This window comes from Pseudomonas sp. TH43 (genome assembly GCF_016650635.1).
In the GTDB taxonomy this organism is placed as follows: Bacteria; Pseudomonadota; Gammaproteobacteria; order Pseudomonadales; family Pseudomonadaceae; genus Aquipseudomonas.
In genome coordinates, this window is record NZ_JAEKFI010000004.1 from 1,551,048 (window position 1) to 1,569,349 (window position 18,302).

The following is an 18,302-nucleotide window of genomic DNA, read 5'->3' on the forward strand; positions in this document are numbered from 1 at the left end:
CCATGAGTCAGATCGACATTCGCCAGGTCAGTGCTGATGACCACGCCGCGTGGCTGCCGCTGTGGCAGGCTTACCTGCGCTTCTACAACGCCGAACTGCCGGACGCTGTCACGCAAAGCACCTGGCAGCGCTTCCTCGATCCGAACGAACCGACTCACGCCGCCCTCGCCTGGGCTGACGGCAAAGCCGTGGGCATGGTGCATTACATCTACCATCGCTCGAACTGGAGTATCGAAAACTCCTGCTACCTGCAGGATCTGCTGGTGATGCCCGAAACCCGCGGTACCGGCGTCGGTCGCCTGCTGATCGAGCACGTCTACGCCACTGCCAAGGCTGACGGCTGCTGCAAGGTGCACTGGCTGACCCACGAAACCAACGCCACCGCGATCCAGCTCTACGAGCGTATCGCCGAACGCCCGGGTTTCATCCAGTTTCGTAAAGCCATTTAAGGAGACGCGCTCATGACCGCTTCACTCGCTGACTGGAAAGGCGTCCCCGCCCCCACCACCACACTGCTTGAAGGCCGCTTCATTCGCCTGGAAAAACTCGACCCGGCGCGCCACGGCGATCAGCTGTTCAACGCCCTCGAAGGCCCCGGTGCCGACCCGAAACTGTGGAATTATCTGCCTTATGGGCCTTTCCCCGAGCGCAGCGTTTTCAATGACTGGCTGAACAACCACGCGGCTCAAACCGATCCGTATTTCTTCAGCGTCATCGACCGCGCCACCGGGCAAGTGCAAGGCATCCTCAGCCTGATGTCGATCGTCCCGGCCCAGGGCCGCATCGAGATCGGCCACGTGACCTTCGGCGCACCCATGCAACGTTCGCCGAAAAGCACCGAGGCGGTTTACCTGTTGGCCAGGCACGCTTTCGAGCTGGGTTACCGTCGATTGGAGTGGAAGTGCAACAACGGCAACGCTCGCTCCAAATACGCCGCCGAGCGCCTGGGCTTCAGCTTCGAAGGTGTGTTCCGCCAGCACATGGTGGTCAAGGGCGAAAACCGTGACACCGCGTGGTACTCGATTCTGGATGGTGAGTGGCCGGCGATTGCCGCAGGGTTTGAGCGCTGGCTGTCTGATGATAATCAGGCACCTGACGGGCAGGTGAAAGGTCTGGTCGAGTGTCGTTCCTGATGATGTAAAAACAACAGATCGCAGCCTGCGGCAGCGCCACATCGATCTCCGTGGAGCTGCCGCAGGCTGCGATCTTTTGCCGTGTTTTTCAGCCCAGTTTCTGCGCCAGCACCGCAATGTGCTCAGGGCCGATCCCGCAGCAACCGCCGAGGTGACTGGCACCGCGCTGCTGCCAATCGACCGCCCAATGCAAGTAACCCGGCGGATCAAGATCCTCGCGCAACGGATCAAGCCCATCATTGGCCGTCGCTTCTTTGGGCTGCGGCGGGAACGCGTTGGCGTAGGCGCCAAGGTGAATTTTCACTCCCAGACGCTCGAAGGTCGCGCGCGCCGCATCAATTGCTGCGCCAATCACTTCCGGCTGACTGCAATTGAACAGCAGCGTCTCGACGCCCAACTCAGCCGCCACCGCCGCCGCTTCGGCTACCGGCTCGCCGGAACGCAGACGCGGTACTTCGTCAGTGTCTTCATCCTTCAATGTGAAGGACAACCAGAACGGCTTGCCATCCTGCGGCAGACCGGCATGGATAGCCCGTGCCTCGATGATCGAGCTCTGGGTTTCCGCCAGCCACAGATCGACGTGCGGTGCCAGACCCTGAATCAATGGCTGCAACAACTCGCTGACACGGGACGCTTCAAACAGATCCGGACGGTAGGAGCCGAACAGCGGAGGCAACGAACCGGCCACGCGTACCGATTTTCCCGATGCGTCTACCGCACGGCGTGCCAGTTCTCCGGCCAAGGCTGCCAGCGCTCGCCCTTCAGCGGCAAAACGCTCTTCGCCAATGTGGAACGGCACCACCGCATAACTGTTGCTGGTAATCACGTTGGCGCCGCTGGCGATATAAGCGGCGTGCACCGCCTCGACCGCTTGCGGTGCCTCGCTCAGCGCCAGCGCCGACCATTCCGGCTGGCGAAACGGCGCCCCGGCGCGCTGCAACTCACGGCCCATGCCGCCATCAAGAATAATCGTGCTTCCTGCGCCCATATGCTTTTCACTCATAAGCTTATGAAAATAACTCACTATCAGAGTCGTTCTTATAACTATTTAATACGCACCATTCGGTTAATAACAACCTCTTTTTTGCTCAGGGATCGACTGTGAAATTTCAACCGCTACTGGCCCTGGGCCTGACGATTCTGGCCGCCTCCACACAAGCTTTTGCTGGTACCACGCTGGATCGAGTCGAGCAGAAAAAACAGTTGGTCGGCGTGCTGATGGAGAGCTATCCACCGTTCTCGTTTCTCAACGATCAGAACCAGCTCGACGGCTTTGACGTCGATGTAGCCAAAGCCGTGGCGGACAAACTCGGGGTCAAGTTGCGCCTCGAAACACCGTCCTGGGATGTCATCGCCGCCGGTCGCTGGAGCGGCCGTTACGACATCTGCATTTGCTCGATGACACCGAGCAAGGCGCGCGCCGAAGTGTTCGACTTCCCGGTCGAGTATTACGCCTCGCCCGCGGTGATCGTGGTCAACGCCAAGGATGAGCGGATCCACAGCGCCAAGGACCTGAGCGGCAAGAAGGTCGGCCTCACCAGCGCCTCCAGTTATGAAAGTTATCTGAACAAGAATCTGGTCATCGAAGGCGCCGAAGACACGCAATTGCAGTACCCGTTCGAAGACGTGCAGATCGCCCCGTACGATACCGACAACGTCGCGTTTCAGGATTTGGGCCTGGGTGCCGGCGTGCGTCTGGATGCGATCCTCACCAACCTCGTTACCGCGCAGCCACGCCTTAACGAAGACAAACGCTTCAAACTGGCCGGCGCGCCGCTGTACTCGGAGCCGAACTCGGTCGCCATCGAAAAGGGCGACGCGCAATGGGATGCCAAAGTGCGCGAAGTGTTCGCGCAACTTAAACAGGACGGCACCCTGAGCAAGCTCTCGCAGAAATGGATCGGCGCCGATATCAGTCAATGACTTCTTTCCCGACACCTCCACGACCACCAGTGACTGAATCCCGCCTGCAACGGTTCTTCGGTTTTCGCACACGGCTGTATCTGACCTGGGCGGCGATGTTCTGCCTGTTTGCCGGGTTTTTCCTGAGCTTTGATCTGAAGTTCTCGATCATCCTCGACAAGTTGCCCAACCTGGTCGGCCTGCATCTGGCTCCCAACGGCTTTCTGCAAGGCGCGGCGCTCACGCTGTTTCTGTGCGTGTGCTCGATTATCGCCTCGTCATTGCTGGGTTTCGTCACCGCACTGGCACGCCTGTCGAAAAGCGCCGTGGCGTTCGGCATCGCCAGTTTCTACGCGTCGTTTTTTCGCGGCACGCCGCTGCTGATCCAGATCCTGCTGATCTATCTCGGCTTGCCGCAACTGGGCATCGTGCCCGGTGCCATCGTTGCCGGGATCATCGCCCTCTCGCTGAATTACGGCGCTTATTTAAGTGAGATTTTCCGCGCCGGCATCCTCGGCATTCCCTATGGCCAACGCGAAGCGTCGCTGGCGCTGGGCATGCGCGAATCGGTGATCTTCTGGCGCATCACCCTGCCCCAGGCCATGCGCACGATCATCCCGCCGACGACCAACCAGTTCATCTCGATGCTCAAGGACTCGTCGCTGATTTCGGTGATGGGGGTCTGGGAAGTGATGTTTCTCGCGCAGTCGTATGGGCGCTCCAGCTATCGCTACATCGAAATGCTCACGACCGCGGCGATCATTTACTGGGTGATGTCGATCGGGTTGGAGTTGATTCAGGCGCGCATGGAGCGGCATTACGGCAAGGCGTACGAACGCCGCAGCTAACCCGTTCTGCAACAGCACAGACATCATTCTGTAAAAACCCATCGCTATACAGGACGGCCCGCTCATAACAAAAAGGCCGTCCACTCATGCCCTTCCCGCCTCAGCGTTTGCCCCTCGCCATTGCCCTGCTAATTGCCACCAGCGCCGCCCACGGCAAAACCGTGCAGATCGACACCGCCACCAGCGCCTCCCAAACCCTGGGCGGCAGCGACACGCTGACGATTTCGGCACCCGGCAGCATCACCAACAGCGGCAAGGCTGTAAGCCTGAAGGACCAAACCAGCGGCATGGGCGTGATCATCGATAACGCCGGCAAGATCATTTCCAGCGGCGGCCGCGCCATAGACAGCAGTGGTGATGAGAGCAAGGCGCGCAACTATTCAATCTACAACCGCAGCGGTGGGCAGATTCTCGGTGCCAACGACGCGTTGCGCATCGACAGCAACTTCGTCAGCGGCAGCCTGTTGATCGACAACAGCGGCATTATTCGCTCGACCACGGGCCAAGGGCTGGACCTTGATGCGCTGCGCAGTGACGGCGTAAAAACCACGATCATCAACCGTGCCGGCGGGCTGATTCGCGGCGACGCCAGCGACGGCATGAAGACCGGCGCCAACGCGACCATTACCAACTACGGCGAGATCTCCACGGGTGACTCGCACAACGCCGACGAGAAATTCGACGGCATCGATATCGATACCGCAACCGGTGTGTCGATCACCAACTACGGAGTGATTTCCGGTGGCCGTCACGGCATCACCACCGACCTCGGCGCGACATTGGTCAACTACGGTCAGATCACCGGGCGCAATGGTTCGGGCTACGGTTCCGACGGCGATGGCACCGTGATCAACCACGGCACCATCACCGGCGCCTATTCCGGGCTGCAAGCCAACGGTGACGGCGATGGCGTGGACATCGACAAGATCGCCCACATCGAAAACTACGGCACCATTCAAGGCGTTGGCGCCGGTGGTGTGGACAAGGGCGGTTTCGCCAATGGCAGCGAAGGCATCGCCCTCGGTGGCGGTTACATCCTTAACGCCAGCGGTGCGCTGATCAGCGGCGCCGACAGCGCGATTCTGGTCGACGACGGCAGCGGCAACTCGGGGTTGGCAGCGACCACGCTGGAGAACTTCGGCACCATTCAAGGCCTCAACGGTTTCGGCGTGAAATTCGTCGGCGAGTTCGCCGACAACGTGGTCAACGCCGGCACCATCAGCGGCAGCAATGGGCTCGCACTGGATCTGGGCGCCGGCAACGACAGCCTGACTTTGCGCAACGGCAGCCGCTTTGTCGGCGTAGTCGATGGTGGCAGCGGTTACGACCGGGTGGTGATGGACGACGCGGCGGGCGGCAGCTTCGGCGCCAGCCGCAACTTCGAATGGCTGGAGGTCAAACAAGGCGCATGGACGCTGACCGGCAGCGGCGATTTCAGCGACGGCGGCGCGGTGCGCAACGGCGCGACGCTGATCAACCAGGGCGGCATCGCTGGCAACCTGAGCGTCGACGCGGGCGGCGTGTATGCCGGCGGCGGATCCGTCGGCAGCCTCAACGTCAACGGCACATTGCGCACCGACACCCGCCTCGGCCGTGCGAGCATCGTTCACGACTTGAACATGACCAGTGCATCCACCCTCGCCTACGGCGTCAACGCCGATGGCAGCAGCGCCCCGGTACAGGTCGGCGGCACGGCCAACCTCAACGGCGCGACCCTGGCGGTGAACCCCGGCAGCGGCACCTACCCGTGGCAGAGCCAATACACCGTGCTGCAAGCCGCGCAGGTCAACGGTACGTTCGGCAAGGTCACCAGCGACTACGCATTCCTCACGCCGACCCTCGCCTACACGCCGACTCAAGTCGATCTGACTTACACCCGCAACGATGTCGCCTTCAACCAATTCGCTGCAACCGGCAATGGCAGCAACGCCGCCAACAGCCTCGCCTCAATGGGCAAGAACAACGCACTGTACAACGCCTTGCTCAACACCACGCAAAGCACGGCGGGTGCGGCCATCGAGCAATTGGCCGGCGCCAGCAACGCCAATCTGACCAGCGCCACCCTCGGCGCCAGCAGTCAGGTGGGCAGCAGCATGCTCGCGGCGCTGCAACAAATTGGCGGCAGCCCGGGCCTGCTGGTCGGTCTCGATCAACGCGACACGCCCGTGTTGGCGGCCAATGGCGTGCCGTCCGAAGCACGCAACCTGAATGATCCGAATGCACGTGGTCGTCTCTGGCTGCAAGGCATTGGCGGCTACGGCAAGCTCGATGGCGAGCACGGCAGCAGCGGTCTGGAACAGCGCACCAAAGGCAGCGTGCTCGGTGCCGACTGGTCGTTGAATCCTGCATGGCGACTCGGTGTGCTCGGCGGTTATTCGAAAACCGACCTGGACGCCACTGGTGTCGATGGCAACGTCGAGAGCTGGCACGCCGGCGTCTACGCGCTGCATCAGAACGGCCCGATTGCCCTGCGTCTCGGCGCCGCTTATAGCGGGCATCAGGGCGAGAGCAAACGCACGATCGCCTTCAACGGTTTCAGCGATCGCCCGAAAGGTGATTACGACGCCGACAGCCAGCAAGCCTTTGCCGAACTCGGCTATGCACTGGGCAGCGGCCGCCTCAGTGCCGAACCGTTCGCCAGCCTCGGCTACCAGCGCTACCACCGCGACAGTTACAAAGAAAAAGGTGGCGCCGCCGCGCTGCAAGTCGACAGCCAGACCCAGGACAACTTCAGCAGCACCTTCGGCGTGCGCCTGGCGCACCTGAGCAGCCTGGACAACGGCATGAGCGTGACGCCACGCATGGCAGCGGGCTGGAAACACACCTACGGCGATGTCAGCAGTTCGACACGTCAGGCGTTTGTCACCGGCGGCACGGCATTCAGCGTCGATGGAAGTTCACTGGATCGGGACAGTCTGGTGCTGGAAGCAGGACTGGATGTGGGGATCTCGACGCGGCATACCCTGGGTGTGGGTTACAGCGGCGAGATTGGCAGCAACAGCCGTAATCACGGGATGATCGGGCAATGGCAGATGAGTTTTTGAGTTTGCCAGCGGGTTACATCTGTAATTTCTGTAGGAAAACACGCCGCAACGGCGGGGTAAAACCAGCCGTTCCCACGCTCGCGGAAATTTTCCACAGAGGAAACTGACAGAAGCCGCAAACCTGTGAGAAGTAGCTGACATCGGCCCCGCGGGCCTTCAATTTAGAGTTTGGCCTCCTGTCAAAAGAGGCCTTACTTGATGCCCGTTCAACACTTCTACCAACCGAAACAACTGGCGCTGGCCATCACTCTCGCGGTGGGCTGCGTTCAATTCACACAAGCCGAAGAAGTGCCTGCCAAAGTGCCGACAGCCGGCGCACTGACGGCGATACTCGAGACTTTCAGCAACGATCCCGACACGCGCAAAACGCCGATCGACAAGAAGGGTTATGCCGAGCCTTTTGATGACCGCGATGATTTGCTCATCGTCACAGGGAACGGCAGCTTCGCAGGCCCGGTGGATGGCGCTGGCGGCGCGAATGTCTTGCAACTCGATGCTGCCAAGGGTTCGCTGGGGGAAACGCGAAACTTCGATGGACTGGAAGTCAAACAAGGCGTCTGGAATCGAACCAAAAATACGCCTTCGGATTTCAGCGCCGGGGTCGTGGTGCGCCCTGGAGCCACCTTCACCAATGAAGGTGTGATCGCTGGACATGCCGTGGTCGAAGGCACGCTGATCAATAAAGGCGGGATCAATGAAGGAGCCTTTGTATCGGCCGGCGGCAGCCTCAACAACCGGGCAATCATTGGCGGCGCAGTCACCGTCGATGAAAAGGGTCAGTTCGCGGGTGGAGGTGCAACGGGTACTTTGAATGTTCATGGACTGTTGACGGTTAATCAGGCGCTGGGCGCACCTTCCGTCAATGGCGATCTGAACCTGAAGCCCAGCGCTACTCTGGCTTACGAGGTCAAAGCGAAAGGCGTCAGCAAGACCGTCGATGTCACCGGAACGGCCAATCTGGGTGATTCGACTTTGCAGTTGATCACTGGCGGTGACTACCCTCAAAGCAGTCAGCATACGATTCTGAAAGCCGAAAAAGTCGTCGGGGAATTCGGCCGTATCGAAAACGATCTGGCGTTCATGACGCCGACGCTGAAATACGACGAGAAGACGGTTGGGCTGACGTACAGCCGAAATGGTGTGACGGTTGAAAGCGTCGCGAACTCGGAAAATGCTCTTGAGATTGCCAAAGGAATTGATCAGACACCCAATACCGCGCCCGTTCCACTAACGCCTCCAGCGTCTGACGAAACCGCCTCTGCGCAGCCATCTGGTCCGGCGACGGTTTCGGCCCTGCAAGCGGTTTCCGCTCCATCGGCAGCAGCAGCTTCTGCCGTGGCGTCCACACCGGTCGCTACTCAAACGTCTGCTGTAGCGCCAGAACCTATCGCAAGCGCAGCGCCTGCGAGGGTTTCGGTTTCACCTTCTCCCGTATTAGCAAACAAAGCCCTTGTTGCCCTGCTCGGCAGTAACCTGGACACGGCTGCGATCGCTCTGGAACAACTCGCCGCCGGCAGCAACGCCAACCTCGCCAAAGCCACGCTCAACGCCGTGAATCCGGTCAGCGACAGCATGCTGTCTGCCATGCGCCAGTTAGACGGTGGCTCAACTTCGATCAGCGCCAGTGAGGGCAACGGCCGACTCTGGGTGCAGGCACTGGGCAATGGCGGCAAGATTGATCGTGATACCGACAGCACGCTGAAACACTCGACTCAAGGTCTGGTTGCGGGTGCTGACTGGCGCCTCGACGAGCAATGGCATGTCGGGATCATCGGCGGTAAATCGCAGACGAAGCTGGATGCCCGACACTCCGACGGCGACCTCGACAGCTGGCACGTCGGTGCGTATGCCGTTCGCCAGGACGGCCCATTGGCGCTGCGTTTCGGCGCCACCTATGCCAGCCACGATGGCAGCAGCAAACGTCGAGTGGCGTTCAATGGTTTCAGCGATCGTCTCAAAGGCAGTTACGACGCCAGCACCCAACAGGCCTTCGCCGAAGCGGGTTACAACTTCGGCGAGGGAGACGTCACGCTCGAACCTTTCGCCAATCTGGGTTATCAGCGCTATCAACGCGACAGCTACAGCGAAAAAGGTGGCCACGCGGCGTTGAAAGTCCACGGGCAATCGCAAAACAACTTGAACAGCACCTTCGGCCTGCGTGTGGCAAAAACCAACACCCTGGACAACGGCATGCAACTGACTCCGCGCTTGAGCACAGGCTGGAAACACACCTATGGCGAACTCGACCAGCACACCCGCCAGCAATTGCTCAACGGTGGCATCGATTTCGAAATCGCCGGAGCACAACTGGATCGCAACAGCCTGTCACTCGATGCCGGCCTCGATCTGGCCCTGTCCGCCAACCACACGCTGGGCATGGGCGTCACCGGGGACATCGCATCTGACAGCCGCAACACCGCCGTAATGGGCCAATGGCGCATGGCGTTCTAACCGATCCCTGTAGGAGCTGCCGCAGGCTGCGGCAGCTCCTACAGGGAAAAAAGCAAAAAAAAGGGGAGCACATGCCCCCCCGAGGTTTAAAGCGTTGGATCGCGGCCGTTATCTCAGCCTTCGATTTCGATCAGAATTTCGCCCGGATTGACCCGATCACCCTTGGCCACATGAATCGCGGTGACCTTGCCGGCAATGGCTGCCTGGACTTCGGTTTCCATCTTCATCGCTTCGGTGATCAGTACAGCCTGGCCAGCCTTCACGGTGTCGCCCTCCTTGACCAGCACATCAACGATGTTGCCCGGCATGGTGGTGCTGACATGGCCCGGAGCCGACGCTTGTTTGCGCTTGCTGCTGCCACCGCCGACGAATTCGTTGAGCGGTTCGAACACCACTTCTTCCGGCATGCCGTCGATGGACAGGTAGAAGTGACGCTTGCCTTCAGCCTTCACACCGACACCGGTGATGTCGACGCGATAGGTCTCGCCGTGGACGTCGATGACGAACTCGGTCGGTACGCCTTCGCCGCCTGCTTTTGTCACACCACCCGCTTCAGGAATCGGCAACAGCACTTCCGGCGTGAGGGTGCCGGCGGCACGCTCCTCAAGGAACTTGCGGCCGATGTCCGGGAACATGGCGAAGGTCAGCACGTCTTCTTCCGACTTGGCCAGTGCGCCGATGTCGGCACGCAGTTTGGTCATTTCCGGCTTGAGCAGGTCGGCCGGACGCACGTCGATGACTTCTTCGCTGCCGATGGCCTGACGACGCAGTTTTTCGTTAACCACGCCCGGCGCCTTGCCATAGCCGCCCTGCAAGTAAAGCTTCACCTCGTTGGTGATGGTCTTGTAGCGCTCGCCGGCCAGCACGTTGAAGAACGCCTGAGTGCCGACGATCTGCGAAGTCGGCGTCACCAGCGGCGGGAAGCCGAGGTCTTCACGCACCCGCGGGATTTCTGCCAACACTTCGGCCATGCGGTTGAGAGCGCCCTGCTCTTTCAGCTGGTTGGCGAGGTTGGAGATCATCCCGCCCGGCACCTGGTTGACTTGCACGCGGGTGTCGACGGCAGTGAATTCGCTTTCGAACTGGTGGTACTTCTTGCGCACGGCGTAGAAGTACAAGCCGATTTCCTGCAGCAGTTCCAGATTGAGGCCGGTGTCGTACTCAGTGCCTTTAAGGGCCGCGACCATCGACTCGGTGCCAGGGTGGCTGGTGCCCGAGGCGAAACTGGAGATCGCCGTGTCGATGTGATCGGCGCCGTTTTCGATGGCCTTGAGCTGGCACATGGTCGCCAGACCAGCGGTGTCGTGCGAGTGGATGAACACCGGCAGCGACTGCTCGGCTTTCAGTGCGCGAACCAGTTCGCCAGTGGCGTAAGGGGTCAGCAGACCGGCCATGTCCTTGATCGCCACCGAGTCGCAACCCATGGCTTCCATTTGCTTGGCTTGCGCAACAAAAGCGTCAATGGTGTGCACTGGGCTGGTGGTGTAGGCGATGGTGCCTTGAGCATGTTTGCCGGCAGCTTTCACCGCTTCGATAGCCACGCGCAGGTTACGCACGTCGTTCATCGCATCGAAGATGCGGAATACGTCGATGCCGTTGACTGCAGCCTTGGCGACGAAGGCTTTGACCACGTCGTCGCTGTAGTGGCGGTAGCCCAGCAGGTTCTGGCCGCGCAGAAGCATTTGCAGACGTGTGTTAGGCAACGCCGCGCGCAGTTGGCGCAGACGCTCCCACGGGTCTTCTTTCAGAAAGCGTACGCAGGCGTCGAAGGTCGCGCCGCCCCAGCACTCCAGCGACCAGTAGCCGACTTTGTCGAGCTTGTCGCAGATCGGCAGCATGTCTTCGGTGCGCATGCGGGTGGCGAGCAGCGATTGGTGAGCGTCGCGCAGGATGGTATCGGTAACGAAGATCTTCTTAGTCATTGGTATCTCCTCATAGCGGCAAGTTTCAAGCTAAAAGCTGCAAGAAAAAGCCAATCTGCTTTTACTTGCCGCTTGCAGCTAAAAGCTCGCAGCTGCTTCATTCATAGGCCTGCGTGGGCGGCGATGGCGGCGGCGATGGCCAGGGCCAGCTCTTCGGGTTTGCGCTTGATCGAGTAGTTGGTCAGTTCAGGGTGGCTTTCAACGAAGCTGGTATTGAACTGGCCACTACGGAATTCCGGGTTGCGCAGGATTTCCTGGTAGTACGCGGCGGTGGTTTTCACACCCTGCAGACGCATGTCGTCGAGGGCGCGCAGGCCACGGTCCATCGCTTCTTCCCAGGTCAGTGCCCAGACCACCAGCTTCAGGCACATCGAGTCGTAGAACGGCGGAATGGTGTAGCCGGTGTAGATCGCTGTGTCGGTGCGCACGCCCGGACCGCCGGGGGCGTAGTAACGGGTGATCTTGCCGAAGCTCGGCAGGAAGTTGTTCTTCGGGTCTTCGGCGTTGATACGAAACTGCAACGCGAAACCACGGTGCTGAATGTCTTCCTGCTTTACCGACAGCGGCAGGCCGGAAGCGATGCGAATCTGTTCACGGACGATGTCGATCCCGGTGATTTCTTCGGTGATGGTGTGTTCCACCTGCACCCGGGTGTTCATCTCCATGAAGTACACCTCGCCCTCGGCGAGCAAGAACTCCACGGTGCCGGCGTTCTCGTAACCCACAGCCTTGGCCGCACGTACCGACAGGTCGCCGATGTAGGCGCGCTGTTCCGGGGTCAGTTGCGGGCTCGGGGCGATTTCGATGAGCTTCTGGTTACGACGCTGGATCGAGCAGTCCCGCTCGAACAGGTGCACGACGTTGCCGAAACTGTCGCCGAGGATCTGCGCTTCGATGTGCTTGGGATTGACGATGCATTTTTCCAGGAACACTTCCGCCGAACCGAAAGCCTTGGTGGCTTCGGAAATCACCCGGGGGAAATTCTGTTCGAGTTCTTCGCGGCTGTTGCAGCGACGGATACCGCGACCACCACCACCGGAGGTGGCTTTGAGCATTACCGGGTAACCGATACGGTCACCTTCGGCCAACGCTTCGGTGATGTCCGCGACATTGCCTTCGGTGCCCGGCGTGACCGGTACGCCGGCCTTGATCATGCTGCGGCGCGCTTCGGTCTTGTCGCCCATGCGGCGAATGACTTCTGCCGAAGGGCCGATGAATTTGATCCCGCGTTCGGCGCAGATATCTGCCAGCTCAGCGTTTTCCGAGAGGAAGCCGTAGCCGGGGTGCAGCGCATCGCAGCCGGTTTCAACCGCCAGGTTCACCAGCTTGCGCGGGTTCAGGTAACCGGCCAGTGGCTCGGCACCAATGCTGTGGGCCTCATCCGCACGCTTCACATGCAAGGCATGGCGATCAGCGTCGGAAAAAATCGCAACCGAGCGAATGCCCATTTCGGCGCAGGCTCGCACGATTCGTACGGCAATCTCACCACGGTTGGCGATCAGGATCTTTTTTATCACTTGGAGGTTCCCTTGAGCCGGTGGCACCACGACCTGCTAGACCCAGGTCGACGCGTGACCAAATGTTTCAATTTAGTCGCGACCCCACACTAGCGCTCATGAGGGATTAACAAAAATGAATAAAAATTGGGTCAGGCATAAGCAAAGACTTATAGTTGAAACACCAGCCCGCCGTCAGAGCCTATAAAAAATGCGTAAGTCCTTGATGCGTATGACATTACGTCAGTTGCAGATTTTCAACGAAGTGTGTGATTTGCGCTCCTATAGCCGTGCCGCAGATGAAATGTCTCTGACGCAACCGGCGGTCAGCCTGCAGATTCGCCAGCTGGAAGAGCTGATCGGGCAGCCATTATTCGATTACGTCGGCAAAAAACTCTACATGACCGAAGCCGCGGAAGCCCTTCAGCGTGCCAGCCGAGACATTTTCGGGCGTCTGGAAAACCTCGATATGCAGCTGTCGGATATGCAGGGTTCGCTGCAGGGCCAACTGAAGCTCGCAGTGGAATCCAGCGCCAAGTACTTCGTCCCGCATCTGTTTGCGGCGTTCAAGCGCCAGCATCCGGAAGTGAATCTGCAACTGACCGTGGTCAACCGTGGCCAAGTGATCCGACGACTATCGGACAACCGCGATGATCTGGTGATCATGTCGATGGTGCCGCAGGACATGGGCCTGGAATTCCTGCCGTTTCTGAACAATCCGATTGTCGCCGTGGCGCGACCGGATCATCCGCTGGCGCACATGGGCCCGCTGCGCTTACAGGATCTTGAGCCGTACACGCTGCTGATCCGCGAGCCCGGCTCGGGCACGCGACTGGCCTGCGAAGAGTATTTCAAAGAGAAGCGCGTGCACTTCACCCAGACCCAGGAAGTGGCCTCGGCCGAAGCTCAGCGTGAATGCGTGGTGGCAGGTCTGGGCCTGGCGCTGTTGACGCGCCATGCCCTGAACCTGGAGCTGGCGACCGGCGGCCTCGTCGAGTTGCCGGTCGAGGAACTGCCGCTGCTGCGCAGCTGGTGCCTGGTGCAAGCCAAGGCCAAACGGCTATCACCGGTGGCGCACGCCTTCCTGGCGTTTATCCGCAGCGAGCGCGTGCAGATCAGCGCGCTGGTTGAGCGCTTCGACGGGAAGCTGCGGGCGCTGCCTGCCAGTGATTGATTTCGGGAAAGTCGCCGATTTCGGCCTGAAGCTGGCGAAGTTCGAAGCGATCTTCGATGGCGCGGCGAAATTCCATGCGGCGCTGGTCTTCCTGCTGACGACGGGTTTTCGCTGCGCTGTTGCGTTCTTCGTAGGGCTGAGCCATTTCGAGTCTCCCAAGGCGATGACGGGAGTTTCACGATAGGCGCGGGGGATGACGGTTTGGCTTCTTGCGGATGACAGTGCGATGAATCTTGTGCAGGGTTTTGGTTTAGTTGAGGACGCCTTCGCGAGCAGGCTCGCTCCCACATTTGATCTCGGTATGACACAGAATTCGTATCAGAGGAGATCCGCTGTGGGAGCGGGCTTGCCCGCGATTAAGGTCGGAACGACCTTGCTTTAATCATCCAGAGCTTTCGCGGCCTTAGGCGACAGACGCAAGCTGCGCAGGCTGCGCTTTACGCTCTTGAGGTGGTTGACCAGGCTCGGCCCGCGCGCCATCGCCACGCCCATCGCCAACACATCAATCACCACAAGGTGCGCGATACGCGACGTCAGCGGCGTATAGATTTCAGTGTCTTCATGCACATCGATCGCGAGGTTGACGGTGGACAATTCAGCCAACGGCGTCTGGCTCGGGCACAAGGTAATCAGCGAAGCCCCGCTCTCGCGCACCAGATTGGCGGTGATCAACAGATCCTTCGAACGCCCGGACTGGGAAATACAGATCGCCACATCGGTCGGCTTCAAGGTCACCGCCGACATTGCCTGCATGTGCGGATCGGAATACGCCGCTGCGGTCAGCAGCAAACGGAAGAACTTGTGCTGCGCATCCGCCGCCACCGCGCCTGACGCGCCAAAGCCGTAGAACTCGACACGCTGCGCCTGCGACATCAGCGTCACCGCACGCTGCAACTCAATCGGATCGAGCTTCTCGCGAACCTCCATCAACGTGTGCAGGGTGGTGTCGAAAATCTTCAGGCTGTAATCGGCGACCGAGTCGTCTTCGTGGATCGCGAACTGGCCGAAACTGGCACCGGCGGCCAGGCTCTGCGCCAGCTTCAGTTTCAGATCCTGAAAACCCGAGCAACCAATGGCGCGACAGAAGCGCACGATGGTCGGTTCGCTGATGCCGACGCTGTGGGCCAGGTCGGCCATGGAACTGTGCATCACCGCCGCAGGGTCAAGCAGCACGTGGTCGGCGACCTTGAGCTCCGACTTGCGTAACAGGTGACGTGATTGGGCGATGTGTTGCAGCAGATTCAAGGGGCTGGACTCTTCTTATGGGCAAGGATGTAGCACGCTTGTAGTTATACTACATGAATTGGCTTTTTGCCTGCTCAATGCGTAACTCCATGCCCCCGTATCAGGCGCGATGGCGTGCATGTAGCCCTTAATACGGATTGCTCTGTTCGCGTAAAAGCCCGGCCAGAACGGCGGCTTCCACCGGACGGCTGATCAGATAGCCCTGCACTTCATCGCAGCGTTCGGCGCGTAAAAACTCCAGTTGCTCCTGGCGTTCAACGCCCTCCGCCACCACTTTCAACGACAGTCCATGGGCCATGGCGATGATCGCGCGGGTGATCGCCGCGTCTTCACTGCCCTCCCCCAGCCCACGAATGAACGCCTGATCGATCTTCACGTAATCCACCGGAATGCGCTTGAGGTAACTGAGCGACGAATAGCCGGTGCCAAAGTCGTCGATGGCCAGTTTCACCCCCAGATCACGCAGCTGCTGGAAGGTCGCGATGATGTGCTCGACGCTGTCGAGCAACTGGCTTTCAGTCAGCTCCAGCTCGAGGTAGTGCGGCGCCAGGCCGGTTTCCTCCAGCACTTGGCGTACCAGGCTGACCAGCTTGCCCTGACGCAGCTGATGCACCGACAGGTTCACCGAAACGCGGATCGGCTCAAGGCCCTGACGCTGCCATTCGCACGCCTGCCAGCAGGCCTGCCGCAGGACGAATTCGCCAATCGGCCCGATCAATCCGGTTTCCTCGGCCAGCCCGATGAAATCCCCCGGCGGCACCCGCCCCATGGTTGGATGATCCCAGCGCACCAGCGCTTCCGCCGCATTCAACCGGCCGCTTTGCAGGCACAGTTTCGGCTGATAAAAGACTTTGAGCTGTTGGTCATCGATGGCTTTGCGCAACTGGTTTTCCAGTTGCAAACGCTCCAGGGTGCTGGCCTGCAAGCTGTCGGTGTAGAACTGGAAGTTATTGCCGCCCAAGTGTTTGGCGTGCTGCATGGCCATGTTCGACTGGCTGACCAGCGCGGAGATCTCACGGGCATTGTCCGGCAGCATACTGATGCCCATCGAGGCGCTGACCACCAGCTCATGCCCGTCCACCGTCAGCGGCAAGCGCAACTTGGTCGATAACCGCGTAGCGACCCGCGCCAGACTCGACAAATTACCGTAGGCATCGAACAGCACCGCGAATTCATCGCCGGATAAGCGCGCAATGGTGTCGGCTTCCGGCAACGCATTCACCAGCCGTCGGGCCATTTTCTGCAGCAACTGGTCAGCGACTTCGTGGCCAAGGCTGTCGTTGAGCAATTTGAAGCGATCCAGATTGATATGCAGCAATGCCAGACTGCGGCGCCCGCCCTGCCTAACCCGCTGATGCGCTTCGTGCAGACGCTCGCGGAACAACGAGCGATTCGCCAGCCCGGTGAGTTCGTCGTAATGGGTCAGATAACGCATGCGCTCTTCTGATTCGCGCCGCGCCGAGAGATCGGCGAAGAAGCCGACGATATGACTGACATTTCCCCGACTATCGCGCACCGCGCTCAGTTGCAGCCATTGCGGATACAGCTCGCCGTTCTTGCGGGTTTCGACCAGTTCACCCTGCCAACTGCCGTGTTGCTCCAGGGCATGACGGATCGCAACGTAATGGCGGCGCGCGTCGCGGCTGCACGGCAACTCCACAACGTTGCGCCCGAGCATGTCGTCAATGTCGTAGCCAGTGACTCGACTGAACGCCTGATTGATTGCGATCAGCGCGTAGTCAGGGTCGAGAATCACAATGCCTTCGCTGGCGGCTTCGAACACCGTTGCCGCCAGCCGCTGCTGCTCTTCCACACTTTTACTGGCGCTGATGTCGCGGCGAGTGCCGACCATGCGAATCACCCGCCCGCTGTCGCTACGCTCGACGGCGCGGCCACGGTCTTCGATCCAGACCCAGTGGCCATCACCGTGACGCACGCGGTACTCGATCTGATAGTCCTCGGTGCGGCCCTTCAAATGCTCGATCAGCGCGTTTTTGAGCGTCGGCACGTCTTCGGGATGCAGGCGCGGCTTGAGGTCACGCAGGATCGCCGTGACGTATTCCGGGGCGAGGCCGAACAATTCCTGAATCTGCGTGTGGTGGACTTCGTCGGTTTGCAGGTTCCAGTCCCACAAACCCAGCTCACTGGCCTTCAACGCCAGCGCCAGACGGGCTTCGCTTTTGCTCAGGGCCTGGTTGGCGGCGTCCAGTTCTCGGCTACGTTGCGCGACACGGTCTTCCAGTTCGACCTGCGCTTCGCGCAACTTGCCCTCGGCGCAGCGGCGATGCTCGATTTCCCGGGCCAACTCCTGATTGAGCTGCTCGCTGCGCGACTGCGTCTGCTGCAAATGTTCGATCAGGTGCTGATTCTGGAAACGCCGCAGCAAACCGCGATCAATCAGTCGATTGACCTGCCACGCCACCACGCTCAGCGAGCCCAACAGGATCAACCCGAGCCAACCCCAGCCACGCGCCAGCTCATCGCCGCCCCAAAACAGATAACCGATGGCCGGCAGCAGGCACGGCAAGGTAAAGGACAGGAACGCCGGCAGGCTCACCGCGTAGGCGACACTGGCTGACAGGGTCGCCGCGCCGATCAGGCCGAACACCCAGGCTTGCTGCATGAAGTTGTCGGCGGGCACCAATGCGATGCCGGCACCGGCGAGCGTCAGGCCGGTCATGGTCGAGCCGAGCAGAAACATTCGGCGCCAGATGGGTTGGGCCTGACGATTGGGGATTGCCGAATCAAACGCTGCCACCTGTATCACCCGCAGGGCGACCAGCGAAAGCAACCAGACCAGCCAGACGCTGACCACGAAGTAACGCTGCGGGCTCCAGAGCAAACCGGCGCAGACCAGACCATTGATCAACATGAACAGCGTGGGCAATAAAGAACCCTGATACAGCAGGCGCGTGCGCTCGACCGCCATTTCGGTTGCGTAGTGCTTGCGGACAACCCGGGGTTCCACAGAGGGGCCCGACAGTTCGGAGCTGAGGGTCATGGGCAACGTTCTTGTTCTTATAAGGAGGGCGTGCGCCCGAAACGTGGACGGAGCATACACAAGCAGATCCCGTTGCCAAACTGCTC

At 60.2% G+C, this 18,302-nt stretch carries 13 protein-coding genes; 7 read left to right on the plus strand and 6 right to left on the minus strand.

Going from position 1 to position 18,302, the window contains the following annotated elements:
* The first annotated feature begins 2 nt into the window (after window positions 1-2).
* A complete protein-coding gene (locus tag JFT81_RS23470) occupies window positions 3-449 on the plus strand; it encodes a GNAT family N-acetyltransferase (RefSeq protein WP_201229404.1) in 447 nt (148 codons plus the stop codon).
* A 12-nt stretch (window positions 450-461) separates the two neighbouring features.
* Window positions 462-1,133 (plus strand): GNAT family protein, encoded by a 672-nt coding sequence (locus tag JFT81_RS23475; RefSeq protein ID WP_201229405.1) that lies wholly within the window; start codon window positions 462-464, stop codon window positions 1,131-1,133.
* An 88-nt stretch (window positions 1,134-1,221) separates the two neighbouring features.
* On the opposite strand, the gene JFT81_RS23480 is transcribed toward JFT81_RS23475, so the two are convergent.
* On the minus strand, window positions 1,222-2,121 hold the full coding sequence (locus JFT81_RS23480; protein ID WP_201229407.1) for a homocysteine S-methyltransferase family protein: 900 nt from the start codon (window positions 2,119-2,121) through the stop codon (window positions 1,222-1,224).
* Between the two features lie 113 nt (window positions 2,122-2,234).
* Between JFT81_RS23480 and JFT81_RS23485 the strand changes: the two genes are divergently transcribed.
* The 4 genes from JFT81_RS23485 (at window position 2,235) to JFT81_RS23500 (ending at window position 9,378) form a co-directional block, all read left to right on the plus strand.
* The gene (locus JFT81_RS23485; RefSeq protein ID WP_201229408.1) at window positions 2,235-3,056 is read left to right on the plus strand and encodes an ABC transporter substrate-binding protein; all 822 of its coding nucleotides are present in this window, start codon (window positions 2,235-2,237) and stop codon (window positions 3,054-3,056) included.
* Entirely contained in the window at window positions 3,053-3,883 is an 831-nt protein-coding gene (locus JFT81_RS23490) for an amino acid ABC transporter permease (protein WP_201229409.1), read from the plus strand. The genes JFT81_RS23485 and JFT81_RS23490 overlap by 4 nt, the downstream gene beginning before the upstream one ends.
* A gap of 86 nt (window positions 3,884-3,969) precedes the next feature.
* Window positions 3,970-6,927, plus strand: coding sequence for an autotransporter outer membrane beta-barrel domain-containing protein (locus JFT81_RS23495; protein WP_201229410.1), 2,958 nt, complete (start codon window positions 3,970-3,972; stop codon window positions 6,925-6,927).
* 198 nt (window positions 6,928-7,125) lie between these two features.
* On the plus strand, window positions 7,126-9,378 hold the full coding sequence (locus tag JFT81_RS23500) for an autotransporter outer membrane beta-barrel domain-containing protein (RefSeq protein WP_201229411.1): 2,253 nt from the start codon (window positions 7,126-7,128) through the stop codon (window positions 9,376-9,378).
* Between the two features lie 113 nt (window positions 9,379-9,491).
* Here JFT81_RS23500 and oadA read toward each other — a convergent pair whose 3' ends face one another.
* Together oadA and JFT81_RS23510 are read right to left on the minus strand one after the other, a co-directional pair.
* A complete protein-coding gene (gene oadA, locus JFT81_RS23505) occupies window positions 9,492-11,300 on the minus strand; it encodes a sodium-extruding oxaloacetate decarboxylase subunit alpha (RefSeq protein ID WP_077575109.1) in 1,809 nt (602 codons plus the stop codon).
* 101 nt (window positions 11,301-11,401) lie between these two features.
* Window positions 11,402-12,817: an acetyl-CoA carboxylase biotin carboxylase subunit gene (locus JFT81_RS23510; protein WP_201229412.1), complete on the minus strand. Its 1,416-nt coding sequence runs from the start codon at window positions 12,815-12,817 to the stop codon at window positions 11,402-11,404.
* Window positions 12,818-13,007: 190 nt separating this feature from the next.
* Between JFT81_RS23510 and JFT81_RS23515 the strand changes: the two genes are divergently transcribed.
* Window positions 13,008-13,970 carry a LysR family transcriptional regulator gene (locus JFT81_RS23515; RefSeq protein WP_201147255.1) on the plus strand — a complete coding sequence of 321 codons (963 nt, stop codon included), beginning with the start codon at window positions 13,008-13,010 and terminating at the stop codon, window positions 13,968-13,970.
* Here JFT81_RS23515 and JFT81_RS23520 read toward each other — a convergent pair.
* The 3 genes from JFT81_RS23520 to JFT81_RS23530 all read right to left on the minus strand — a co-directional run bounded on the left by JFT81_RS23520 (window position 13,912) and on the right by JFT81_RS23530 (window position 18,216).
* Window positions 13,912-14,115 carry a hypothetical protein gene (locus tag JFT81_RS23520; protein ID WP_095188667.1) on the minus strand — a complete coding sequence of 68 codons (204 nt, stop codon included), beginning with the start codon at window positions 14,113-14,115 and terminating at the stop codon, window positions 13,912-13,914. The genes JFT81_RS23515 and JFT81_RS23520 overlap by 59 nt on opposite strands.
* Window positions 14,116-14,348: 233 nt before the next feature.
* Window positions 14,349-15,215, minus strand: a complete 867-nt coding sequence (gene hexR, locus JFT81_RS23525; RefSeq protein WP_008078846.1) for a transcriptional regulator HexR — start codon at window positions 15,213-15,215, stop codon at window positions 14,349-14,351.
* A 127-nt stretch (window positions 15,216-15,342) separates the two neighbouring features.
* Window positions 15,343-18,216 carry a GGDEF domain-containing phosphodiesterase gene (locus JFT81_RS23530; protein WP_201229413.1) on the minus strand — a complete coding sequence of 958 codons (2,874 nt, stop codon included), beginning with the start codon at window positions 18,214-18,216 and terminating at the stop codon, window positions 15,343-15,345.
* Between the last annotated feature and the right edge of the window lie 86 nt (window positions 18,217-18,302).

Excerpts from the sequence above, each read along its gene's own strand:
- JFT81_RS23470 (WP_201229404.1), top strand. The coding sequence starts at position 3 with ATGAGTCAGATCGACATTCGCCAGGTCAGTGCTGATGACCACGCCGCG.
- JFT81_RS23475 (WP_201229405.1), top strand. The coding sequence starts at position 462 with ATGACCGCTTCACTCGCTGACTGGAAAGGCGTCCCCGCCCCCACCACC.
- JFT81_RS23480 (WP_201229407.1), bottom strand. The coding sequence starts at position 2,121 with ATGGGCGCAGGAAGCACGATTATTCTTGATGGCGGCATGGGCCGTGAG.
- JFT81_RS23490 (WP_201229409.1), top strand. The coding sequence starts at position 3,053 with ATGACTTCTTTCCCGACACCTCCACGACCACCAGTGACTGAATCCCGC.
- JFT81_RS23495 (WP_201229410.1), top strand. The coding sequence starts at position 3,970 with ATGCCCTTCCCGCCTCAGCGTTTGCCCCTCGCCATTGCCCTGCTAATT.
- JFT81_RS23500 (WP_201229411.1), top strand. The coding sequence starts at position 7,126 with ATGCCCGTTCAACACTTCTACCAACCGAAACAACTGGCGCTGGCCATC.
- oadA (WP_077575109.1), bottom strand. The coding sequence starts at position 11,300 with ATGACTAAGAAGATCTTCGTTACCGATACCATCCTGCGCGACGCTCAC.
- JFT81_RS23515 (WP_201147255.1), top strand. The coding sequence starts at position 13,008 with ATGCGTAAGTCCTTGATGCGTATGACATTACGTCAGTTGCAGATTTTC.
- JFT81_RS23520 (WP_095188667.1), bottom strand. The coding sequence starts at position 14,115 with ATGGCTCAGCCCTACGAAGAACGCAACAGCGCAGCGAAAACCCGTCGT.
- JFT81_RS23530 (WP_201229413.1), bottom strand. The coding sequence starts at position 18,216 with ATGACCCTCAGCTCCGAACTGTCGGGCCCCTCTGTGGAACCCCGGGTT.